A 24,224-nucleotide genomic window follows, 5' to 3' on the forward strand; every position below is an offset into this window, starting at 1 on the left:
ATCATAGGTGGTAAAAGGAAGGCCAAAGCCAACACCAAAACCCTCATTCTCCTGATTTAATGAACTACTGGTTAACGATAAGGAGACCTCAGGACCCATACCGTAATTCGCATTAATACTAGCTAAAGGTAAACTTAGCGTAAAAGCACCCGTTCTTGGATCGATTCCCGTTTGTTGAGAACCAATGAAATTCTGACTTTGTGTAAAAAAATCCTTCATAAGCATTTGGTTTTTTAAGGTTAAATCACTTCGTTTTTCCTATGCAAAACAGCAATCATCACACATACTCAACGATACAATTAAACTAAAAAACACCGCTGTATTTTCTAATTCTTCACTTCATTCATCCGCCCTTTTTTCTTTCATCAAACATGTTAATAATCACTATGATAGCATCATAAAACATTTTAAAAGTAAAAAGTTATTCTATCAACCCTTCCTTTACCCCTCTTAAACAAGAGATCAAAACCAAAGTAAATTAACAAATCAACACGTTTTTAAAAAACAGGATTTATTTTATCCAAAAAAGGAGATTAGTTCTACTCATCACCTATATCTTTTTTTCTACCAACAAACAATTGCAATCACTTAATCGTAAAACGCAGCTTATTTTTGATCCTTTTCAATATACTTTTCCAATACTTCGATACATCTTCAAAAAAAATCAAGCAAAAACAAAGTTTGGTCTATTTCTTGGTATATAAATAACAAGCGATACAATGTTAGAATACAATTCGCAAATACAAACAATTCTAACCTTGATTCAAATCGTACAATTACACTAAAAATGATTGAAGATGGCTTATACTTTAGAACCTATCAAACCCATTCCCACAGCTATTGCAGTATCCTTAACTATACTCATTTGGTTTTTCATTCCTGTTCCTGAAGGGGTAGATCCAAATGCTTGGCATTTACTAGCTTTATTTGTTGGTACAATTGCTGCAATTATTGGAAAAGCCTTGCCTATTGGTGCTGTATCTATTGGAGCTATCGCTTTAGTTGCCGTAACAGGTGTTACCAATCCAGGAAATTCTAAAGCTGCCTTGGTTGATGCTTTAAGTGGTTTTTCCAATGACCTCATTTGGTTGATTGGAATTTCAATTATGATTTCAATTAGTTTATGTAAAACCGGTTTAGGCGCTCGAATCGGATATTTTCTGATATCCATCTTTGGAAAAAAAACGCTGGGAATTGCCTATGCATTAGCTTTTGCTGAAACTATTTTAGCTCCTGTAACACCTAGTAATACTGCTCGTGGTGGTGGTATAATCTACCCGATTATGCGTTCTATCTCAGAAAGTTTCGGGTCCAGTCCTACAACAGCATTGAGAAAACGCATTGGTCGATACTTATCATTGGTCAACTACAATACCAATCCCATTACTTCTGCGATGTTTATCACCGCAACTGCCCCAAATCCACTTATTGTGAGTATGATTTACGAAGGAACAGATCCATCCTTTCATCTGTCTTGGGGAATGTGGGCTGTAGCAGCTTTTGTACCGGCCCTTTTCTCCCTATTCATTATGCCATTAGTCATTTATAAGATATGTCCTCCTGAAATTAAAGAGACACCGAATGCACCCGTATTTGCCAAAGCTCAATTAAAAGAACTGGGGCCGTTTTCACTACCCGAAAAAATCACATTGGGCGTTTTTATTCTGTTGCTCTTGCTTTGGGCAGGTGTTCCCGCTATGCTCTTTGGGGAAGGCTATCTTGTACAACCAACAACAGCAGCATTTATTGGTCTATCTATCCTACTCGCTACAGGCGTGCTTACCTGGGATGATATACTAAAAAACAAAGGTGCATGGGATACCATTGTTTGGTTCGCTGCGCTTGTGATGATGGCAAGCTTCTTGGGCAAACTAGGATTAGTCTCTTGGTTAGCTCAAACCGTAGGCACAGGAATTAACCATTTGGGGGTAAATTGGATTGTGGGTACCTTAATTTTACTACTCGTATACGTTTATTCTCACTACTTTTTTGCTAGCACAACCGCGCATATTACAGCCATGTTTGCAGCCTTTTTCGCCGCGGGGATTGCCTTGGGTACTCCGCCGATGTTATTAGCCTTATTACTTGGTTTTTCGTCTTCTTTGATGATGTCCTTGACCCATTATGGAACTGGAACAGCCCCTATAATATTTGGTGCAGGCTATACCACCCTTGCTGAATGGTGGAAAGTAGGATTTATTATCAGTCTTGTAAACTTATTCATTTGGATTACAATCGGTGGCCTATGGTGGAAAATCCTAGGGTATTGGTAATCCTACAATTACCTCTATAGTTTTATTATTTTTACTTAGGCGTGAGAAATTCCATACTCTCACGCCTTTTGTTACCAATAAAAACAAGAAACAGATAATAAATAGGCAACATTTTAAAACATTACTTGACAATCCCATTTCTAAACATCCCTTAAAAGATCTTGAATTTACAATTCGATAATTTACAGTCCATCAACTTTTCAAACCGAAAGTTTCAAGTACCGAAATAATTGATTATTTTCGTAGCGTAAAATATAGAAATACATACATATGAAATTCGATATTATTGTTTTAGGAAGTGGCCCTGGAGGGTACGTTACTGCAATCAGAGCATCTCAATTAGGCTTTAAAGTCGCAGTAGTTGAAAGAGAAAATTTAGGAGGTATTTGCTTAAACTGGGGATGTATTCCTACAAAAGCACTTCTAAAATCTGCACAAGTATTTGAATACTTGAAGCATGCTTCTGACTATGGTTTGACAATTAATGGAGAAGTTGATAAAGATTTCGATGCTGTAGTTGCACGTTCACGTGGAGTTGCTGCTGGAATGAGCAAAGGTGTTCAATTCTTGATGAAAAAGAACAAAATTGAGGTTATCGATGGATTTGGAAAAGTAAAACCAGGTAAAAAGATTGATGTAACAGATAAAGATGGAAAAGTAACAGAATATAGTGCTGACCATATTATCATCGCAACAGGAGCTCGTTCTAGAGAATTACCAAACTTACCACAAGATGGTACAAAAGTAATCGGATACCGTCAAGCTTTAACTTTACCGAAACAACCAAAGAAAATGATCGTGGTTGGTTCTGGTGCAATTGGGGTTGAGTTTGCTTATTTCTATAATGCAATGGGAACAGATGTAACTGTTGTTGAATTTATGCCAAACATCGTTCCTGTAGAAGACGAAGATATCTCGAAACAATTCGAGCGTTCATTGAAAAAAGCTGGAATTAAAGTAATGACGAATGCTTCTGTGGAAAAAGTAGATACAACTGGAGAAGGAGTAAAAGCTACAGTTAAAACAGCTAAAGGAGAAGAAATCATCGAAGCTGATATCGTTTTATCTGCAGTAGGTATTAAAACAAATATCGAAAATATTGGTTTAGAAGAAGTAGGGATTGCTACAGATAGAGATAAAATCTTAGTAAACGATTTCTACCAAACAAATATCCCTGGATACTATGCAATTGGAGACGTTGTTCCTGGACAAGCATTAGCACACGTTGCTTCTGCAGAAGGAATCTTATGTGTTGAGAAAATTGCTGGTCACCATGTTGAGCCATTAGATTATGGAAATATCCCTGGATGTACATACGCTACTCCTGAAATTGCTTCTGTTGGATTAACAGAGAAAAAAGCAATCGAAGCTGGATACGAAATCAAAGTTGGTAAATTCCCATTCTCAGCTTCTGGAAAAGCACAAGCAGGAGGAACGCCTGACGGATTCGTAAAAGTGATCTTCGATGCAAAATACGGAGAATGGTTAGGATGTCATATGATTGGTGCTGGTGTTACAGATATGATTGCTGAAGCAGTTGTAGCTCGTAAATTAGAAACAACAGGATATGAAATCCTTAAAGCGGTTCACCCACACCCTACAATGAGTGAAGCAGTAATGGAAGCTGTTGCTGACGCTTACGGTGAAGTAATCCACTTATAATAGCAAACGATACATCGTTTTAAACATAAAAAAGTCTGTCGATTCTCGACAGACTTTTTGTTTTTATTCCTCTTTCGTTACTTTCTTTTCCTTTTATTCCTTTTGAAAAAAGAACATAATTAGTTATATTTAAACCTATTAACCATAAATAATTTAATTATGAATCGATTTTCACTCTCCTTTTTACGGAGTATTGCTTTTTTATTCCTGGTCGTCGGAATGATACTAATGGTCCAAAACATCGATCAATTCCTCTATAAACAAACATTAGAAATTGGATCGCTTGCATTTGCACTCGCTTGCATCACCATTAGTATTCTAGGACAGCGAAAGCTAAAAAAATCAACCCGCATTTCTAACTTATAAGGCTAGTCTAAAAAATTAGATCTACCTTCAAGAAATAGCTTCAAGGTAGATCTAATTTATATGATTCTATTTTTTTGTGAACCTCCACAAATTCTATTCTTTCTTTATACCCAAGATAAAATCCGCTTTTTTCAAGAAAAATGCAGCAAAAAAGCAAAGCTCTTGATACTATTCAATTAAAATCTGATACTTTCTTCCTACAGGTATTTCAATATTAACGTGTAGCGTCACTTTTCCGAGCTCCTTTTTTACAATCTGTTTTCGATTGACAATAAAAGAACGATGCACTTGAATAAAATAATCCGGTAATTCCGTTTTAATGCTAATCAATGACCCATAAACAAAATAGCTCTTGCTGCGATTTTCAACATATATTTTTATATAATTTCCTGCGCTTTCAATAAAGAGAATCTCATCTATATCCAGTAGCACATCCAATCCATCTTCTCTAATTTTCAACACATTGTCCTTTACTTCATCTGTAGAATCTTTTCGATTCTTACAAAAGATTTTCGCTTTTTCGATGGCTTTTAAAAATTTGCCAAACGAAATAGGTTTTAATAAATAGTCCACCGCATCTTTTTCATACGATTCTAGAGCAAAATCCGAATAAGCAGTTGTAATAATCGTGATTGGTTTTACCGCTATCATATCCAAAAATTCCAATCCAGAAATAAGGGGCATATTAATATCCAACAACAGTATATCAACCTCATTTTTTTGCAAAAAAAGCAGCGCTTCTTTTCCAGAAAAGGCATTACCTACACATTCTAAATCTTCACATTGGTTGATATGACTCATCAACACTTGATGCGCTGGTTTTTCATCATCAACTATTAAACATTTGTATTTAGTCCCCATAATGTAAGTTTTGCTTTATATTTATTCTTTAGATCTTCAACTTCAAATTTAGCATGTATTCCTGATACTTCTAAGCGTCTCTTTAAGTTATTTAACCCCAAACCGGTTCCCTTTTTCTGTTTTTCAATAGGCAAACAACTATTGATTATTTCGAAGTATATCTTTCCTCCTTCTTCTTTCCATCGGATGGAAATAGAGGGTTGCTCCGTTTGCAAACTAAACTTCACTGCATTTTCCACCAAACTAAAAAACAAAAGCGGTGGTACTTGATAAGCTTCTAAATCACCATAATATTCGATATATACAACCAACGAATCGCTCGTAAATCTATAATAATCTAAATATTCATTGACAAAATCAATTTCCAATTCCAGTCGCACTTCTTCTTTTTTACTTGCTTCAATTTGATAGCGAAACAGATGAGAAAGCTGTAAAATTCGATTGGGGGTATCATCAGGATTTGTCAAGGCTTCTCCGTACAAATTATTCATTGCATTCAACAGAAAGTGCGGGTTCAATTGCATCTTTAGAAAATCCAATTCTGCTTCTGTATTTGCTAATTTTCGTTCGCGTAACGTAATATTCTGAAAGGCCCATTGATGAATAAAATACGTTCCTGTTCCTAAGATAGTAAAGAACAACGTATTAGTAACTTCGAGAATTAACGATTTAAATTCGCCAGCATAGATGGCATATTGACTCAAACAAAAGACACCAAAAACCAAATAAACGAGAAACCAAAGAAGAAAGGAATCATACTTTTTGGTTAATAGAAAACGCTTAATGATAAATACATTGTTGATGTAAATCAAAAAATAAATCAAAGAGATCGCTGGAACCATCTCCACCAAAATTTCTCGGATGCTTTTATCGCCTAAGCTAGTATATTGAATAAAGCCAAAAATCAAACACAAGGCCAATAACCCAAAAATATTGCGATACCATATATTAGAATACCATCTCCACATTTCAATTTGTTTATGGACTAAAGATACTTCATCCAACACATTGACTGCAAAAAACTTATACAAAAACCATTAAGATAAAAAAACTACCTTTTACATATTCTTTTCTTAAAAACCCCTAAAACTTAGTTATTTTCGTACTCGAATTAATTATCAAACTATGATGATACCTAGTCAACTCAGAACAGCCTTTTTACTCTGTGCTTTGTTCTTTATCACAATGGGCGTAAAAGGTCAAGCTACTTATCTTTTACAAGGAACCATTAAAGACAACCGTGAACCTTTAATTGGTGCTACGATTTACATTAATGAAATCAATAATGGCGCCATCACAAATGAGAAAGGACATTATTCCATACAGCTACAAGAAGGAACCTATTCCTTAAAAATATCATACATGGGGTATGCAGATAAGTTTACAAAAGTGAACCTTACTAAAAACCAAACGTTAGATTTTGTATTAGCTACAGATAATGCTGAACTGTCAGAAGTAGTTATTGTACAAAATAAAAACAAAGTTGATATTCGAAAACCAGAAATGAGTGTCAACAAATTAACTACTGAAGAAATCAAAAAAATGCCTGTGGTCTTAGGAGAAACAGATATTCTAAAATCTATTCTTCAATTGCCAGGTGTAACCAATGCTGGAGAAGGTGCCGCTGGATTTAATGTTCGCGGAGGAAGTGCAGGACAAAACTTAGTATTATTAGACAATGCTAGTGTGTATAGTTCTTCTCACCTTTTTGGTTTCTTTTCTGTCTTCAACTCTGATGCTATTCGAGACTTAAAACTATATAAAGGAGGAATTCCTGCTCGTTTTGGAGGAAGAGCTTCTTCTGTACTAGATGTCGCTCAAAAGGAAGGAAATAAGAACGATTACACTTTTGAAGGAGGAATCGGTGTAATTTCCAGTCGTTTATTAGCTCAAGGGCCAATTCAAAAAGGAAAATCTTCCTTTTTAATTGCAGGACGTGGTTCTTATGCGCATTTGTTCCTGAAACTATCGGACAACAAAAACTCTGCTTATTTCTATGACATCAATACTAAATTAAGTTTTGATATTAATAAAAAGAATAAAATCAACTTTTCTGCTTATTATGGAAAAGACGTATTTAGCTTCAAGGATCTAATGAAAAACAGCTTTGGAAACTTAGCGGCTACTTTAGAATGGCAAACGTTATACAACGATGATTTAGCAGGAACGTTGTCTTTGTCAACCAGTCAATATACCTATGATTTGGATTTAGATTTAGTGGGATTTAACTGGAAGAATGGAATTAAAAGTACACAAATCAAATATGATTTCTTACATGATATCAATTCTGCGTTACAATTGCGCTATGGTATCGGACATACAGAATATATTTTCTACCCTGGAACAATCAAACCAACAAAGAGAGATTCTTCTATCAACTACAAGAAAATAGATAATAAGTATGCTTCTGAAAGCAGTGTTTATGTAGAAGCTGAACAGAATTTTGGTCAGCATATTAGTGTAAATTATGGGTTGCGATTCTCTCACTTCAATGCGAAAGGGAAAGGAATTGAACATACCTATGCTAACAATCAACCCGTTTGGTATGATCAGCAATTGGGGGTTTACAAAATGGCAAATATGCTAGAACCTACTTATTACAAGAAAAACAAGTCTATTGAGCAATTCAACAACCTTGAGCCTCGTATCGGTGTTGCTTATATTTTAAATGACAACCAATCCATTAAAGCGAGCTATAACCGAATGACGCAATATATCCACTTGATGTCTAATACGGCAGCACCAACTCCTTTAGACATCTGGACACCTAGTGGAAAATATACCGATCCAGAATTAGTGGATCAAGTTGCTTTGGGTTATTTCCAAAATTTTGCAGAAGGAAGATATAGTTTAGAAACTGAAGTTTTTTACAAAAAAGTAAAAAACAGCATTGATTACATTGATGGCGCGCAATTAGTCGGAAATGAAGCTATTGAACGCGTTATTCTTAATGGAGAAGGAAGAGCTTATGGGTTAGAGGTTCTTGTTAGAAAGAACTTAGGTAAACTAACAGGATGGGTTGCTTATACCCTATCAAGAGCAGAACAACGTACCCCAGGTAGAACAGCATTTGAACCAGGTATCAACAATGGTGATTGGTATAGAGCTTCTTATGACAAGCTACATGACCTTTCCATTACAGCTCTATATGAATTAAATCCAAAATGGACCTTTGGAGCTAGTTTCACACTACAATCGGGTCGTCCAATCACTTATCCTGAAGGTCAATATGAATACTTAGGATTACGTGTGCCTAAATTTGGAGATCGTTACGCTAATAACATGCCTGCCTATCACCATTTAGATGTATCTGCTACGTATACGCCAAATCCAAATTCAACGAAACGCTGGAAAGGTGAATGGGTATTTGGAATTTACAACCTATACAGTCGATACAATGCAGCGTCTATTTCCTTCAGAGAAAACGAAGATATTCGCGGAAAAAATGAGGCTGAAAAACTATCTATTTTTGGTTTAGTACCAAGTGTTACGTACAATTTTAAATTCTAAGTAAAATGAAAGCATTATCTTATATAGCACTTCTATTAACCTTATCTCTTACCTCTTGTACTGAAGTAATTGATATTGATTTACCTACTGCTGAACCTCGTTTAGTTGTAGAAGGAAACTTAGACTTCAATAAAATTGGAGCTACAGATACGGTATTTATCAAACTAAGTTTGACAACTGATTACTTCAACTTAGAAATTCCACCAGTAAACAATGCTGTTATTCGTATCAGTGACAAACAAGGCAATCAGTTCCTATTGAATGAATTAGGTCAGACTGGGCGTTATTATTCAACTGAAATTGCCAAGCCTACTGATGGAGACACCTTTAAATTACAAATTGAATATGACAACGATTTGTATGAAGCAACTGAAACCTATATATCAAGTCCTGAAATACTTGAAATAGCACAAAAACGCGAAAAATACTTTGATACCGATTACTATGTAATTCGCGTTTATTATCAAGATACACCTAGACCTAATCAGAATTTGAATTACTACTATTTGTACTATCACTACGAAGATAAAGCTCCACAACCACGCGTATTATCAAATGAATACGCTAAAGGAAACCGAATGGAATCACTTTATATCATTGATGAAGATGCAGTACCTGGAGAAAAGATAGAAATTGAATTGGCACAAATCTCCAGAAATTACTACGATTTTGCCATGAGCTTTTTTGATGCTATTGGCAACGGTGGAGGACCTTTCCAAGTACCAAGTGGACGAATCATCGGGAATGTCAAAAACCAAACAACACCTAAAAAAGAAGCACTGGGTTACTTCAGAGTTATAGAAAAACAAACGGCTACTCATACTATTTATGAACAGCCAAAAGCATAATCAAAAAGGGCAATAAGAAATTTCTTATTGCCCTTTTTAATTGGTTAACGGTTTACAGTCAACTAACCATTCAACAACTCCTTTGCATGTTGCAAAGCAGAAGCTGTAATATCTTTTCCTGATAACATCTGTGCAATTTCTTCCACTCGATGTTCCTGATCTAATTGAATTAATTTAGAGGTCGTAGATTCTCCTTCCGAAGCTTTGAATACTTTATAATGTTGGTGTCCTTTAGCAGCAATTTGAGGTAAATGTGTAATAGCAAAAACCTGCATCAAGGTACTCATATCTTTCATGATTACTCCCATTTTATCTGCTACCTCTCCAGATACCCCCGTGTCAATTTCATCAAAAATAATCGTTGGTAAATTCGAATATCGCGCTAAAATCGCTTTAATCGCCAACATAATACGCGACAATTCCCCACCTGAAGCTACCTTTTTTAACAAACCATAATCCATGCCTTTGTTTGCAGAGAATTGCAGTTGCATTTGATCCTTTCCATTGGTTAAATACTGATCTACTGTTTTAAAATCAAATTGGAAGGTCGCATGTGGCATTCCAACTAACGTCAATATTTCGACCAATTGATCGCTCAAAGCAGGAATTGCTTGCTGTCTTGCTTGAGATAACTGATCCGCCAATTGGTCTAACTTAACCAACAACGCTTCAATCTGCTGTTCTACAGCGACAATTTTATGCTGAACTTCCCCAACTTTGAATACCTTATCATTTAAGCCCGTTTCAATAGCTATTAGCTCTTCTACTGAATTTACTTGATGTTTCTTTTGCAAGGCATACAACACTTGTAAACGTTCGTGTAATACGGTTAAACGCTCTGGATCAGAAACCACATGGTCGATTTCACGTTCAATTTCATTCGCTAAATCTGCTAATTCAATTTCAGCACTAACTACGCGATTGTAAAGCTCTTCATAATCTTTAGAAACGGTTGCTGTTTTCTGTAGGGTTTGACGTAATTCTTTTAATCCTTGAATCACTCCCATTTGATCCGTCGTTAGAATCTGAGTAGCTTGCGCAAAACTTTCACGCACATGTTCAACATTGTTTAATTTTTCGAATTCACTTTCTAATTCTACTTGATCAATTGTTGTCAATTGTAGCGCCTCTAATTCCTCTAAAAGAAAAGCGTTGTAATCTTGCTCTTTTAGCAGTTCTATTTCCTCTTCTTTTAGTTGTTTGAGTTCACTAACAGAAGCTTTATATAATTTTAATTGCTTTTGATATTCCTCTAAAGTCTCTTCGTTCTTGGCGATAGCATCAATAACTTTTATTTGATACGTTTCTTCACTCAATTCACTCGTTTGATGTTGGGAGTGAATATCCAATAACACAGCACTTAATTCCTGTAAATCCGTTAGATTTACGGGAGAATCATTCACAAAAGCTCTAGATTTTCCAGACGGTAAAATTTCTCTTCGGATGATGGTAATAGGCTCGTAGTCCATATCCAAGAAAGAATATAGTTCTTCTAATTTATAAGGATCAACTTTGAATTGTCCTTCAATCACGCATTTTTCATCTTTATTTTTGAGGGAACCTAAATCTGCTCGTTTTCCTTGTAACAGGCCTAATGCACCTAAAACAATTGATTTTCCAGCACCAGTTTCACCAGTAATAATAGAAAAACCTTTAAAAAACTCAATTTCTAAATGATCAATTAAAGCGAAATTTTTTATACTCAATGAAGTAAGCATAAGCCGAGACTATTAAATTTTACAACCGAAAGATACTTATAAATTATTCCATTTAGAAGCATTTAGAGGAGATATTGCATGTAATATTTCAGTCACACGTTTCTTGTTTCGATCTGCAATTCCACTATATACATTCACTAATTCTTCTGTTTTAGCATCAAAAAACACGCGAATTAAAAGAGAATTAGATCGAACAGCATTATATTGTCTTAAATCTTCCAAGCCTTTAAATATCCCATCGCGTCCGCCTTCTAAGCTCTCACTCATCGTATCTAATCCTGTGCGGTGATACGTGTATAAAGCATCTCGAAAAGGTCTACTTGCTCCTGAAGTTAAATCGTTAATTAACGTATAACGCGTATTGGTTCCATCGCCTTGTTTCCATCCTTTTGCTCCAGACTGTTGAGCCATTGAAGCGATTAAAGAAGCTTCTTGATAGTAGGCATTACCTCCATCTTTTGCAAAAGTATCTCCATCCATTCCTAAAACAACATGAACATAAAAAGAAACCAAAGAGATTAAATTAGATTCATACGTACCTGCGCTATAACGCAAAGGCTCAAACTCCGTGTAATTAAATGCAATATCCTTGTCATTGAAATTTAATACTGGACTTGTATAGGTAGTATTGAAAATAGGGCGACCATATTGTACTTGTAAAGTACCAGAGATATTCGCATTATTGTCGAAAGAACTTACTGTCAACAAAAAGGTACAATCTATTTTCTCATTGGAGTTTATTCGTTGAGACGTCCAGGTGGTTTGATTCAACAATTCTTTTAAAGACTTTTCTAAGGTTCGGAAATAATTTTGATGTGCATTTCCTACTTGTGCGAAATTTATACTCACATTAGCGTTCAATTCTTGTGCTTGGCATGTGCCCATCCAAAGAAAAAAACAAGCGAAAAGTCCAAAAAGTTTATTCATAGTGTTGAATGATTTTATTGACAATATCTTTAGCAACCTCCTCTTTTGATTTTAGTTCCATTGGTTGAACAGTAAAATCGCGATCAATAAAGGTAACCTTATTGGTTGGTTTTCCAAAACCTGCACCCGTATCATTTAGCGAGTTTAACACAATCAAATCGAGATTTTTCTTGGTTATCTTCTGCTTGGCATGTTCCACTTCATTTTCTGTTTCCAGTGCAAAACCAATCAAATACTGTTGCTTTTTCAATGCGCCTAATGAAGCGAGTATATCTGGATTTTTATCTAGAGTTATACTAAACTCATCTGCGTTCTTTTTTATTTTTTGCGTTGCGACATCCTTCGGTCGATAATCTGCCACTGCAGCTGCAGCTACGACTACATCTACCGCATTAAAATACTGATGACAAACCTCGTACATTTCCGATGCGGACATCACGGCAATTACTTGAACACGGGGGTCTGCTATCTTTTGATTGGTCGGACCACTCACTAAGATTACCGTTCCGCCTTGCTTTGCTACTTCTTTGGCAATATCATACCCCATTTTTCCTGAAGAGTGATTACCAATAAAACGCACAGGGTCGATCGGTTCGTATGTTGGGCCAGCTGTAATTAATATTTTTTTACCTTGAAGAGGTAAATTTTGATTCAATGATTCTTGTAGCACAGCAACAATCGTTTCTGGCTCTGACATTCTACCTTGTCCAATTAATCCGCTTGCTAATTCTCCTTCTTCTGCGGGAATTATCACGTGATTATATGAAGTTAAGGTAGCTAAATTTCTTGCTGTTGAAGGGTGCACGTACATGTCTAAGTCCATAGCAGGCGCTATATAAACCGGACATTTTGCAGACATATAAACGGCTAAAAGTAGATTATCACATAACCCATTGGCCATTTTAGCTAAGACATTAGCTGTAGCAGGGGCAATAAGCATAATATCCGCCCAAAGTGCTAATTCTACATGGTTATTCCATGTGCCGCTTTCTTTGGAATTAAAAAACTCAGTATACACTGGTTTTTTAGATAAAGTAGATAAAGTAAACGGGGTAACAAATTGATGAGAAGCAGGTGTCATGATCACTTGAACCTCGGCACCTGCTTTAATAAGTAAACGTACTAAACTTGCCGTTTTATAAGCGGCAATTCCACCAGTTACACCTAGTAATATTTTTTTTCCGCTTAACACTGACATGTTGTAGTATATGCTATTTGTTAACTTCTTTGAATGAAACTTTTCCTTCCAACCATTCTTCTACTGCTAATGCTTGTGCTTTTGGAAGTTTCTCATAGAACTTTGATACTTCAATTTGTTCTTTATTTTCAAAAACCTCATCTAAGCTATCATTGTTAGTAGCAAACTCCTCTAACTTATCAATCAATTCGTTTTTAATTTCAACGTTGATTTGACTTGCTCTTTTTGCGATAATAGTAATAGCTTCATAGATATTACCAGTTGGTTCTTCAATTTTACTTTTGTTGTAAGTAATTGTGTTTACTGGAGCAGTTGTTTTCTTTAAATCCATTTTACGCTTAGGTTATTTTGAAATTTTTTGTAATTCTGTGTTTATTTCTGCAAGCATTTTATCTGCTTTCTCTTTGTATTTTGTTTCGCTATTAAAACGAATCAACGCATCGTACATTCCTTTTGCATTGTTTAATCGTTCTTCCAATCGACTGTAAACGCTATTCATTGCTAATTTATAGGCTGAATCCAATTTGTAATATAAAGCATCTTCTTTATATTCTGTTCCTGGGAAGTCGTAGATAAAATTATCTAAAGCAACTATTGCAGCGCCATAATTTCTCGTGTAAGCACCAATTGTATTCAATTGTTTAGCGTTTTCAAACGTTTTTTGTTCCAGTTTTTTATTCATCTCACTCATGATTGAGTTCGCTTCAAAAATAAAATCTGAACCTGGATATTGGTCAATAAATTTTTGTAATTTACCGATTGTCGTATTCGTAATCGTCTGATCCAAAGAATAAACAGGAGATAATTCTACCCCGCATTTAATTTCTTTTAGTAAAGCTTCTTCTCTGCGCTCCGCTCTAGGATACGTTGCTGCAAATAATTTGAATCGCTCAGCCGCTAACATATAATCTTTCGTTACATAGGTAGCTTCTGCAAAGTTGAAGTACATATCCTCATACCCTAGTCGACCTCTAAACGAAGTCTCTACTTGTTCATATAATCGGATAGCCTTTCTATACTTTTGTTGTTCATAGTATGTATTAGCAACATCCTTTTTGAATTCTAAATCTTCTGATTTCATTGCTTTCTGTAAGGGTGAACACCCTACAAAAGTCAAAGCCAAAAGAGATAATCCGACGTATTTTTTCATTTCGTTCATTCGGTATTAAACAATCACCTGTTTGAGTTATAGCACTTCAAAAGCAACTGCAAATTTAGTTATATAATTGCATTATACAAAAACCTTTCTTTACTAAAAAGAAAAAAAGGTCTTTTTTGTTTTATTTTAACAGGATAATTTAGTAAACAATTGATGCTTTCTTACTTAAGTCTGTCCTTTTCTGAAGCCAATCTGTCCAATATTCTTTATCATCAATCGAGAAAAAATAATTTTTATCTGCCGTTTTTACACATAAGAAATTACCTGAGTCATTGAAAACATAAGCTGATCGTTTGCGAAATTTCCGATAACCATATCCGCCAAATTTCCCCATATAATCAATATTTTCTACTGTGATTTCCTCAATATCTTGCAAGAGAATCGCATTTTGTTTGCGTAATCCAAATACGAGTGCTTCTGCTGTATGCCCGATAGTATATTCTAAAGAAGAAGTATACAAATGGATTACCAATACAAGAGCCGCTAAAGATCCTAAAAACCAGTAATCTCCCGTTACAATACCAAAAAAAACAAGTACTGAACAAGTAAAAAACACCATAAACCGTGCTGTTTTCTGTTTGTAAATATTCATTTTTTCGGTGTACATCCTTGCCTTGCTATATAAAGATAAAAAGATGCTTGTATGGCATCTTTTTATCTTGTTTTAATTTCTTATGATTAAACGGTAGTAGCAGTTGCACCTGCATCTCCTCTAAAGCTCTTCATGTCATTGTCGAATAAATAAAGTCCTCCTTTATCATCTCCAATAAGATTGATTTTATCTAAAATCGTACGCGCTGTTGCTTCTTCTTCGATTTGCTCAGACACATACCACTGTAGGAAATTGTGCGTCGCATAATCGCGTTCTTCTAAAGCAATATGCACTAATTCGTTGATGCTTTTTGATACAAATACCTCATGTGCAAATAATTGTGTGAAAAGCGTCTTAAATGAAGCATAATCCAACTCAGGTTTCGCTACTGCTGGAATGGTTGCTTCTCCACCTCTTTGATTGATATATTTTACCAATTTAAGCATATGTGTACGCTCTTCATTCGATTGATCGTACATAAAAGAAGCAATTCCTTCAAAACCTTGAACTTCTGCCCAAGTTGCCATCGCTAAATAAATTTGAGATGAATCACCTTCTATTTTAATCTGTCCGTTTAAAGCATCTTGCAATTTTTTCGATAACATAGTTTCTAATTTTTGAGTTTTATAAATTCTTTTTCTATTCGTTGTTTTAATTCTTGATCCACTGGAACCAATGGTAATCTCAATTCATTTTCAATTACCTCTGCTTGTTCTAAAACCGCTTTAATTCCCCCTGGATTTCCTTGTTCAAATATCATATCAATAATAGGCATCATTTGGTATTGCAACTGAAAAGCCTCTTTGATTTTTCCTTCTAGCCCCAAGCGAATCATCGTTGAAAAAGGTTGTGGAACCCCTTGTCCAATCACAGAAATAACTCCAGCTCCACCTGCTAATACTAAAGGCAACGCAATCGCATCATCTCCAGAAATAACAAGAAAATCTTGACGAGTTGATTGTCTAATCAATTCCATTCCTTGAACAAGATCACCTGCTGCTTCTTTAATTCCCACAATATTTGGAAATTCATTGGCTAAGCGGATAACCGTTTTAGGACTCATATTGCTTCCTGTACGCCCTGGCACATTATACAATAGAATCGGTAAACTACTTTGTTGTGCAATCGCTTTGAAATGTTGGTAGATTCCTTCTTGTGTAGGTTTATTGTAGTAAGGAGACACCGATAAGATAGCATCAAATCCTGCTAGGTTAGCTGGATTTAACTCCTCAACAACCTGTGCTGTATTATTTCCTCCAACACCTAAAACCATCGGTAACTTACCTGCATTCGCCTTTATTACAGTCTGTTTCACTATTTCTTTTTCCTCCTGCGTTAAGGTAGCAGCTTCTCCTGTTGTTCCTAAAACCACAAGATATTCCACTCCTCCCTCAGTCACATAGTGTACTAAGCGCTCTAGCGCTTCAACATCAACAGATTTGTCTTTTTTAAATGGAGTAATCAAAGCCACTCCTGTACCTTTTAGCGATTGCATATTCGTTTATTTCGTTTTAAAAATAGTTATATAATTCATTAAATGTTTAGCATATTGTGTCGCTTGTAGCTCCTGAATATCTAAACTAAAGTGGTTGATTTTCGGTGTTACTGTTGCAACTCCAACCTTAAATTTCGCCTTCGATTTCGCACTCACCCATAGTAAAGGTACAATATCTTTTGCATAAAAATTAATCAACAAGTCAAAAGGTTGATCGATAAAGTTCTTTACTTCTTGATTGTGAATATCCCCCGTTAACGTAAAATCACTCATACTAAACGACGGATCTATCAATTGCTTAGTCTTGGTTAATCCAGTATAAACCAAAACATTAATTTGATCGGCCGACACACCACTTTGACGCAGTGCTTGAATTAACTCATCCACTTTCGACACTTCACTTTTTTCAATTAAAATACCTATCGTTTGAGGTTTAAAGTCAAAATCTGACGCTAAACCTTTTAACGTAGCTTGATTAATTGCTTTTTTTAATGTTTTCTTCTTGAAAGTACTAAACATAATTCTTTGATAAGAAGTAAAGTTAGAAAAAGCCTAATAATATTCTAACTACTTTAACAACAAATTATTTAATCATCGTTAAAAAGGCTTCTTCCGTCAAAATCGTTATTCCCAATTGATTGGCTTTTTCCAATTTAGAAGGCCCCATTTTATCTCCTGCCACGACATAATCCGTTTTAGAACTAATCGAACTTCCATTTTTACCTCCGTGATCTTCAATCATCTGTTTTAGTTCCTCTCGGCTCACTTGTGTAAACACACCTGACACCACAATTGTTTTTCCTTTTAAAAGATCTGAAACAACCGTAGATTCTTTTTCCTCCAAGACCATTTGTACCCCATACGCTTTTAATCGCTCAATGGTTTGTTTATTGATGTCATTACTAAAGAAATCAATCACACTTTGTGCAATGCGCTCTCCAATTTCATCTACGGTAATCATCTCCAACATAGGTGCTACCGCCAATGCATCAATGGATTTATAGTGATTGGCTAATTTTTTTGCTACCGTTTCACCAACATAGCGAATACCCAAAGCATATAAAACACGTTCAAAAGGAATTGACTTAGAAGCCTCAATTCCATTAATTAAGTTATCTGCTGATTTTTCAGCCATGCGTTCAAGAGGCAGTACATCTTCTTTCTTCAATTCGTATAAATCGGCATAATCTTTAATTAAACCGTTGTTATACAATAACACCACTGTTTCCTCTCCTAAACCTTCAATATCCATCGCTTTACGCGAGATAAAATGTTGAATTCTACCTGCTATTTGCGGCGGACATCCATATACATTCGGGCAATAGTGTTGGGCTTCTCCCTTATTGCGTTTTAAAGGTGTATCACATTCTGGACAGGTCGTAATATATACTGTTGGTTGAGAATCACTTGAGCGAACTGCTGTATTTACTCCTACGATTTTAGGGATAATCTCCCCTCCTTTTTCTACATACACATAATCCCCTACGCGAACATCTAATTTCGCAATTTGATCTGCATTGTGTAAAGACGCACGTCGAACTGTCGTTCCTGCCAATTGAACAGGCGCTAGATTCGCTACAGGTGTAATCGCTCCTGTTCGTCCTACTTGATAAACAATCGATTCTAATAAAGTCTCTCCTTGTTCTGCCTTAAACTTATAAGCAATAGCCCAACGAGGTGATTTTGCTGTAAACCCTAGTTCTTCTTGATCGTGTAAGGAATTCACTTTCACCACCACACCATCCGTTTCATACGGTAATTTATGACGATGTACATCCCAATAAGCAATAAATTCCAAGACTTCGTCCATGCTTTTAGCCAATTTCGAAACCGTTGGTACTTTAAATCCCCATTGGCGCGCTTTTTCCAATCCTTCGTATTGTGTTTCAAATCCTAGATCTGATCCAATTAAATTGTATAACAAACACTCCAAAGGACGTTTAGCTACCTCTGCACTATCTTGTAATTTTAAACTTCCTGAGGCTGTATTTCTTGGGTTTGCATAAGGTGTTTCTCCAATCTCAATCAGCTCTTGATTCATGCGTTCGAATCCTGCAAAAGGCAAGATAATCTCTCCTCGAATATCAAAACTCTTCGGATAATCATTCCCTTTTAAGCGAATAGGCACCGATTTAATTGTTTTGATGTTATTGGTGACATCATCCCCTTGCACTCCATCTCCACGAGTAACTGCACGGACAAGCACTCCATCTTCATACGTAATACTAATAGAAGCACCATCGTATTTTAGTTCACAAGTATATTCCATGGGAACATCACCCAATGCTTTTTGAATGCGTTTTTCCCAATCCAATAAATCTTCTTGAGAATACGAATTATCCAACGAATACATTCTATTTCGATGTACAATCGTCTCAAAGTTCTTTGTAATTGCTCCACCCACTCGTTGTGTTGGTGAATCAGCATCAAAAAACTCAGGATGTTTTTGCTCTAAAGCTTCTAATTCTTTTAATTTTTGATCAAACTCAAAATCAGAAATAGTTGCATTATCTAGTACATAATAATTGTAATTATGCTCGTTTAATTCCTTTCTAAGCGCCTCAATTTTACTTTTCACTTCTGTCATCGTCTCAAGCTTACAGGTTCAACATCTGTTTAAATTGCGTATACAATACACCATCACTTAAGATAGCTCCCTGACGAATTATATCAAAAAGCTCTGCATTGCGATCTGCACCAAAATTCTTTCCTCCGTGCTTCACTTCTACATCTGCTGTAAATACAGCTTCTGACAACCATTGCAATCCTTCTTGCTTCAAGAAATCAATATCTTGTTGTAGGGTTTTAATCACAATGGTATTGATGTATTTTTCATCAAACCCAAATAAGAAAATGTGATTTTTAGAATAATGCTCAATATATTGTGCATTAGTCAACACTCCTTCCCAGATTAAATCCGAGAAAACATCTAATTCTTGTTCGGCAACTTCTGGCTTTTCTTCTTTTAACTTATCCCATTCATTTTTATCGATTTGCTGTGCAGCTAAAAACTTTACAAATTCCGGATGTAACTCCTCAAATTGTTCTTTTGTCAGACGAGAATACTTCATAATAATTTCTTTGAAAGACAAAAATACTAATTATAAAACGTAATTTTTGAGTTTAGGGCAGTAAGCCGATAAAAAATATTTTTACTTCAACCTACTGACAAACCGTTGTCAATCCTCCCTCTTACATTTGTGGTATAATAAAGAAAAATACACTTCAAATGAACACAGTTATTATTTCCAAAGAACAACTTTTACAGTACTGGCAAGGACAAAGAAGCTTAACAAGACGCGTAATCGAAGCTTTTTCCGAAGACGATTTATTCAACTTCACTATTGGAGGAATGCGCCCTTTCTCTATGATGTGTGCTGAATTAATTGCTATTGCAGTTCCTTCACTAAAGTCGATCACATCCAATCAAATTACAAAATTTGACGAGAAACCAACATTTACATCTAAAGCTGCATTACTAAAACAATGGGATGAAGATACGGCTCAAATTAATGCATTATTTCCTCTACTTACTGAGGCGCAATTTCAAAACAACTTTGTGTTATTTGGAGAGCATGATTTGAAAATTCAACAGCATGTATTTTACTTCATCGACAACGAAATTCACCACCGTGGACAAGCCTATGTTTACCTACGTGCTTTAGGAATTGAACCTCCTCATTTCTGGGAGACATTCTAAAAAAATAAAGTCCTTTCAATAAAATGAAAGGACTTTATTTTTTGTGTTTCAGTAAACTTTGTTCTAATAACTGTACTACTTTTTCTTGCAATTCTACGGGTTTCATAATTGATGCATGATCAGCAAACATCAAGAACCAACGGGGAAATCCATTGTTGAAATCTTTCATTTTAAAATGCATTTCAACTTGTTCTCCTCGGTCAATTTCTTCTACAAATCCATAATATTTGCGTTCCCAAACCAAATAAGCAGCCATTTGCTTTGACACTAAAATACGAACTTCAAGATTGCGCTCTACATTGCGACTAGGTAAATACAATTCCAAATCTCCATGTTCTAGCGTGAATATATCTTCAAGTAATTCGATAGACTGAATGCGATCCGATCGAAATTGACGATAGGATTTTCGCAAATGACAATACGCCATGAAATACCAAAAGCTATTTTCGTGAAAGACACCAATTGGTTCCACAACACGAACGGTAGCTTCTGTTTCCACTCCCGCCAAATAAGCAATACGAACTTGTTGCTTCAGCGATATGCTCTTAAACAAGGTAGATAAGGCCGAAGGCACTTTTTTATTGAAGACTGTTTTATTGGAACGCATAACAACCGCAGGTGCAATACCAGATACTTCTGCTTTTTGAGAAGAACGCAATACAGCTTTCATCTTAAACAATGCCGAGGTAAAATGCTCACTGAGCTCCTGATCCACATAAACTTGCATAATTTTTTCCGCAGCAACAAAGCTCAACGCCTCTTCTCTCGTAAATAAGGTTGGAGGAATCTTATATCCATCAACAACAGCATACCCTACTCCTGGTTCACTATACAACGGGACTCCAGCTTGCTCCAATGATCGAATATCTCGATAAATCGTACGCAAACTCACCTCGAATCGATCTGCTAATTCTTGAGCCGTTACAATCGGCTTGGATTGCAAATGGATAAATATACTGATGATGCGGTCAAATCTTTTTTTGATGTCCATTTTTTGGGATTATGGGTTATGGGTTATGGGTTATGGGTTAAGGTTGTGGGTTATGACGATGAGATGGTGAGGTAGTGAGGTGATGAAAGCGCAAGATGGTGAGAACGTGAGATGGTGAAAACGTGAGGTGGTAAGAGTATGATAAAAATACGGCTTTAATTGAATAGTTCTTCAAAAAAGCAAAGGAACAAAAATACAAAAAAGCCTCCCTGAAAAGGAAGGCTTTTTATATAAGTTATATTTACATTGAACTGAATACAGTTCAAGTGAATTACTCTTGTTCAGCGATTACTTCGTAATCTACCTCAACAATTACGTCACGGTGTAAACGTACTGTTGCATTGTATTTACCTAAACGTTTGATAACACCTGAAGCGATGAATTTTCTATCAATTTCTTGACCGTTTTTAGCAAATACTTCAGCTAAATCTTGGTTCGTTACTGAACCAAACAATTTCTCTCCACCAGCTTTAACAGCGATTTTGATTTCAATTGCTTTTAATGCTTCAGCAATAACTTTAGCATCAGCGATTAATTTAGCTTCTTTGTGCGCTCTTTGCTTTAAGTTTTCAGCTAATACTTTCTTTGCAGAAGGAGTAGCTAAAACTGCAAGTCCTTGAGGAATTAAATAGTTACGTCCGTATCCTGGTTTTACAGTTACTACGTCATCTTTAAATCCTAATTTTTGAACGTCTTGTTTTAAGATAATTTCCATGTTGATGTCCTTTTAATAAGAAGTTAGGTTTCTAAGTTGAAAACCAACAACTTGTTTTTGTATTATATTATTTTAATAAATCCGCTACGTATGGCATTAAAGCTAAGTGACGAGCTCTTTTTACCGCTACAGAAACTTTTCTTTGGTATTTCAAAGAAGTTCCAGTTAAACGACGAGGTAAAATTTTACCTTGCTCGTTAACGAATTTTAATAAGAAATCAGCATCTTTATAATCGATGTATTTGATTCCTGATTTTTTGAAACGACAATACTTTTTAGTTTTGTTTGTTTCTATGTTTAAAGGCGTTAGATATCTGATATCTCCGTCTTTTTTTCCTTTTGCAGATTGCTCAATAGTTGACATAATAATTAAGCTTTTTTAGATTTTAATTTTTCTCTTCTTCTCTCAGCCCAAGATATAGCGTGTTTATCTAAAGCAACAGTTAAGAAACGCATAACTCTTTCGTCACGTCTGAATTCTGTTTCAAGGTTGATGATTACATCTCCAGCAACTTTGTACTCAAACAAGTGATAAAAACCACTTTTCTTGTGTTGGATTTCGTAAGCTAATTTTTTTAAGCCCCAATCCTCTTTAGCTACCATTTCAGCTCCTCTTGATGTAAGAAATTCTTCGAATTTCTGTACTGTTTCCTTTACCTGAGTTTCAGATAAAACGGGATTCAAGATGAAAACAGTTTCGTATTGATTCATAAAATAAAAATTTATTTTGTTATAAAATTGAGTGCAAAAATAGTACTTTATATATCATCTACCAAAGTTTTTTTGCTTTTTCTTTTTTGTGCGATTTGTGAAATTCGTGAGGTTTGTAAAATCACACAAACATCATAAAGAACAAACATCATAACTTCCTTCCTTTTATCCCTATATACAGCATGCCTCCATAATTAACAAATCCTAAAATAAAGACAAACACCATGATAGCTTCAAAGGCATAGCCCTCACCCCCTAGTTTATTAAAAATAGCATATAAGCTCAAACCTCCAACCAATACCGTATAAGCGATCTGAATGAAAATTACATTTTTTCCAAGCGTATTAATCACATCATCATTCTTTTTATACATACTCCATCCGATTAATGGCCCAAGTATATTTCCAAAAGGAACGACAATTCCTGTTAGTACTAAAAAATAAATAGTTCGAGCAGCAGCCATGGTTGAATCCTCAGCTTGTCGTTCGCCAGACTGGAATAACTCCTCTACTTTCAATCCTAATACTTCACACAACAGCTGTAGTGAATTTCCTCGAGGAATTGTTTCTCCCTTTTCAATACGCTGGATCGTACGAATAGACAATCCCGATTGCATAGCCAATTCTTCTTGTGAGTACCCTCTAGTTATTCGAAGTTTCTTTATTTTTTCTCCTGTATTTTTCATGATACACTCTTAAACGATTTTGATGTAAACCTACTCAACAATCCTTTAATTTCACCTGACATTTCTATGACATATTCCCGTCATCTCCCAATTTTAAAGGATAAATGAACGTATTCTATCAGTCAATAAAACTAAATCCACTAGAACACAAACTTTACAACTTATTCTCGTTCTACTTTTTTACCTAACATCTTCTCTGCATAATCATACATTTCATCGATAGATAAAACTAAAAGCTCTGGATGTTGTTTCAGCCAAGTCGCATTTAAATCAATTAAATCTTCTTCAATATTGAAAAAAGTATCGTCATTTAAAAGGTCACGGGTTGGATTAGTTCCAAAATAGTCGCTTTCAATAAATGCTTCTAAAACCGTTTCATCCATATTTTCAAGCACTTCTAATCTCTTTTTCAATAAAGCCAAATGCTCTTTAGAACCCATTTTTTCTAATCCTTCGATAATCCAATCAATCAATTCTAAATCTGCTCCTGTATTATAAACAAATTGAGAAAAGTTTCCATTTTCATATTGAGACAAATAATAATCTACATAATAACTCAAGAACGCGTCGTGTGGAATTAGTTCATCCACGCGGTCTTCTTCTGGATCTTCTGTTTCAGCTTCTTCGCGGATTAGATTAATAAAAGTAATATTAGAATAGATGATATCGTAATTATCTTGACTTTGTGCTGCGTCTTGTGACACTACAATTTTCGGTTGACTCATTTTCTTTTAAATTTAGTTCATTTTTATGCAAACAAAAGTACGATTTAATGCAGGATGACGAACAAGATTTAGGCTTATTTCACAATTC

At 35.4% G+C, this 24,224-nt stretch carries 24 protein-coding genes and 1 pseudogene; 5 read left to right on the forward strand and 20 right to left on the reverse strand.

From position 1 onward, the window contains the following. Window positions 1-219 (reverse strand): annotated as a pseudogene (locus tag ACUTSE_RS15700) (type IV secretion protein Rhs); the annotation flags it as partial. Between the two features lie 578 nt (window positions 220-797). Here ACUTSE_RS15700 and ACUTSE_RS15705 point away from each other — a divergent pair. Together ACUTSE_RS15705 and lpdA are read left to right on the forward strand one after the other, a co-directional pair. Beyond that, window positions 798-2,273: a DASS family sodium-coupled anion symporter gene (locus ACUTSE_RS15705; protein ID WP_445640913.1), complete on the forward strand. Its 1,476-nt coding sequence runs from the start codon at window positions 798-800 to the stop codon at window positions 2,271-2,273. A 270-nt stretch (window positions 2,274-2,543) separates the two neighbouring features. Then, a complete protein-coding gene (lpdA, locus tag ACUTSE_RS15710) occupies window positions 2,544-3,935 on the forward strand; it encodes a dihydrolipoyl dehydrogenase (protein WP_060875137.1) in 1,392 nt (463 codons plus the stop codon). 534 nt (window positions 3,936-4,469) lie between these two features. Here lpdA and ACUTSE_RS15715 read toward each other — a convergent pair. Both ACUTSE_RS15715 and ACUTSE_RS15720 read right to left on the reverse strand, forming a co-directional pair. Next, window positions 4,470-5,162 (reverse strand): LytR/AlgR family response regulator transcription factor, encoded by a 693-nt coding sequence (locus ACUTSE_RS15715; RefSeq protein WP_002987000.1) that lies wholly within the window; start codon window positions 5,160-5,162, stop codon window positions 4,470-4,472. Then, window positions 5,138-6,193, reverse strand: a complete 1,056-nt coding sequence (locus tag ACUTSE_RS15720; protein ID WP_002987002.1) for a sensor histidine kinase — start codon at window positions 6,191-6,193, stop codon at window positions 5,138-5,140. Before ACUTSE_RS15720 ends, ACUTSE_RS15715 begins: the two co-directional genes overlap by 25 nt. Window positions 6,194-6,290: 97 nt before the next feature. Between ACUTSE_RS15720 and ACUTSE_RS15725 the strand changes: the two genes are divergently transcribed. Both ACUTSE_RS15725 and ACUTSE_RS15730 read left to right on the forward strand, forming a co-directional pair. After that, window positions 6,291-8,672 (forward strand): TonB-dependent receptor, encoded by a 2,382-nt coding sequence (locus ACUTSE_RS15725; protein ID WP_445640942.1) that lies wholly within the window; start codon window positions 6,291-6,293, stop codon window positions 8,670-8,672. Window positions 8,673-8,677: 5 nt separating this feature from the next. Further along, window positions 8,678-9,520 (forward strand): DUF4249 family protein, encoded by an 843-nt coding sequence (locus ACUTSE_RS15730; RefSeq protein ID WP_445640914.1) that lies wholly within the window; start codon window positions 8,678-8,680, stop codon window positions 9,518-9,520. Between the two features lie 62 nt (window positions 9,521-9,582). On the opposite strand, the gene recN is transcribed toward ACUTSE_RS15730, so the two are convergent. The 11 genes from recN to ACUTSE_RS15785 form a co-directional block, all read right to left on the reverse strand. After that, complete coding sequence (gene recN, locus ACUTSE_RS15735; RefSeq protein WP_259190756.1) at window positions 9,583-11,238, reverse strand: DNA repair protein RecN; 1,656 nt, start codon at window positions 11,236-11,238, stop codon at window positions 9,583-9,585. Between the two features lie 36 nt (window positions 11,239-11,274). Continuing rightward, the gene (gene porD, locus ACUTSE_RS15740; RefSeq protein WP_445640915.1) at window positions 11,275-12,165 is read right to left on the reverse strand and encodes a type IX secretion system protein PorD; all 891 of its coding nucleotides are present in this window, start codon (window positions 12,163-12,165) and stop codon (window positions 11,275-11,277) included. Next, window positions 12,158-13,363 (reverse strand): bifunctional phosphopantothenoylcysteine decarboxylase/phosphopantothenate--cysteine ligase CoaBC, encoded by a 1,206-nt coding sequence (gene coaBC, locus ACUTSE_RS15745; RefSeq protein WP_445640916.1) that lies wholly within the window; start codon window positions 13,361-13,363, stop codon window positions 12,158-12,160. Before coaBC ends, porD begins: the two co-directional genes overlap by 8 nt. 13 nt (window positions 13,364-13,376) lie before the next feature. Continuing rightward, on the reverse strand, window positions 13,377-13,694 hold the full coding sequence (locus ACUTSE_RS15750) for a DNA-directed RNA polymerase subunit omega (protein ID WP_002987014.1): 318 nt from the start codon (window positions 13,692-13,694) through the stop codon (window positions 13,377-13,379). A gap of 12 nt (window positions 13,695-13,706) precedes the next feature. After that, entirely contained in the window at window positions 13,707-14,513 is an 807-nt protein-coding gene (locus ACUTSE_RS15755) for an outer membrane protein assembly factor BamD (RefSeq protein ID WP_445640917.1), read from the reverse strand. Between the two features lie 148 nt (window positions 14,514-14,661). Continuing rightward, window positions 14,662-15,114: a hypothetical protein gene (locus ACUTSE_RS15760; protein WP_445640918.1), complete on the reverse strand. Its 453-nt coding sequence runs from the start codon at window positions 15,112-15,114 to the stop codon at window positions 14,662-14,664. Window positions 15,115-15,200: 86 nt separating this feature from the next. Further along, complete coding sequence (locus ACUTSE_RS15765; RefSeq protein ID WP_002987020.1) at window positions 15,201-15,719, reverse strand: ferritin; 519 nt, start codon at window positions 15,717-15,719, stop codon at window positions 15,201-15,203. Window positions 15,720-15,724: 5 nt separating this feature from the next. Further along, window positions 15,725-16,609: a 4-hydroxy-tetrahydrodipicolinate synthase gene (gene dapA, locus ACUTSE_RS15770; RefSeq protein ID WP_445640919.1), complete on the reverse strand. Its 885-nt coding sequence runs from the start codon at window positions 16,607-16,609 to the stop codon at window positions 15,725-15,727. A 6-nt stretch (window positions 16,610-16,615) separates the two neighbouring features. Next, window positions 16,616-17,128: a DUF6913 domain-containing protein gene (locus tag ACUTSE_RS15775; RefSeq protein WP_259190760.1), complete on the reverse strand. Its 513-nt coding sequence runs from the start codon at window positions 17,126-17,128 to the stop codon at window positions 16,616-16,618. A 64-nt stretch (window positions 17,129-17,192) separates the two neighbouring features. Then, window positions 17,193-19,196: an NAD-dependent DNA ligase LigA gene (gene ligA, locus ACUTSE_RS15780; RefSeq protein ID WP_445640920.1), complete on the reverse strand. Its 2,004-nt coding sequence runs from the start codon at window positions 19,194-19,196 to the stop codon at window positions 17,193-17,195. Window positions 19,197-19,206: 10 nt separating this feature from the next. Next, window positions 19,207-19,680, reverse strand: coding sequence for a DUF6495 family protein (locus ACUTSE_RS15785; RefSeq protein ID WP_445640921.1), 474 nt, complete (start codon window positions 19,678-19,680; stop codon window positions 19,207-19,209). A 158-nt stretch (window positions 19,681-19,838) separates the two neighbouring features. Here ACUTSE_RS15785 and ACUTSE_RS15790 point away from each other — a divergent pair, with 158 nt between their 5' ends. After that, window positions 19,839-20,309 carry a DinB family protein gene (locus tag ACUTSE_RS15790; protein WP_445640922.1) on the forward strand — a complete coding sequence of 157 codons (471 nt, stop codon included), beginning with the start codon at window positions 19,839-19,841 and terminating at the stop codon, window positions 20,307-20,309. Window positions 20,310-20,343: 34 nt separating this feature from the next. On the opposite strand, the gene ACUTSE_RS15795 is transcribed toward ACUTSE_RS15790, so the two are convergent. The 6 genes from ACUTSE_RS15795 to ACUTSE_RS15820 form a co-directional block, all read right to left on the reverse strand. Continuing rightward, window positions 20,344-21,300 (reverse strand): helix-turn-helix transcriptional regulator, encoded by a 957-nt coding sequence (locus ACUTSE_RS15795; RefSeq protein WP_445640923.1) that lies wholly within the window; start codon window positions 21,298-21,300, stop codon window positions 20,344-20,346. Between the two features lie 271 nt (window positions 21,301-21,571). Then, a complete protein-coding gene (rplI, locus tag ACUTSE_RS15800; protein WP_002987035.1) occupies window positions 21,572-22,015 on the reverse strand; it encodes a 50S ribosomal protein L9 in 444 nt (147 codons plus the stop codon). Between the two features lie 67 nt (window positions 22,016-22,082). Then, window positions 22,083-22,379, reverse strand: coding sequence for a 30S ribosomal protein S18 (gene rpsR, locus ACUTSE_RS15805; RefSeq protein WP_002987043.1), 297 nt, complete (start codon window positions 22,377-22,379; stop codon window positions 22,083-22,085). Window positions 22,380-22,384: 5 nt separating this feature from the next. Next, window positions 22,385-22,726 (reverse strand): 30S ribosomal protein S6, encoded by a 342-nt coding sequence (rpsF, locus tag ACUTSE_RS15810; RefSeq protein ID WP_002987044.1) that lies wholly within the window; start codon window positions 22,724-22,726, stop codon window positions 22,385-22,387. A 148-nt stretch (window positions 22,727-22,874) separates the two neighbouring features. Continuing rightward, entirely contained in the window at window positions 22,875-23,411 is a 537-nt protein-coding gene (locus tag ACUTSE_RS15815) for a helix-turn-helix domain-containing protein (RefSeq protein WP_445640924.1), read from the reverse strand. Between the two features lie 161 nt (window positions 23,412-23,572). Further along, complete coding sequence (locus ACUTSE_RS15820; RefSeq protein ID WP_445640925.1) at window positions 23,573-24,136, reverse strand: DMP19 family protein; 564 nt, start codon at window positions 24,134-24,136, stop codon at window positions 23,573-23,575. Window positions 24,137-24,224 lie beyond the last annotated feature (88 nt).

The sequence above is a fragment of the Myroides sp. TSA_177.3 genome (assembly GCF_052691955.1).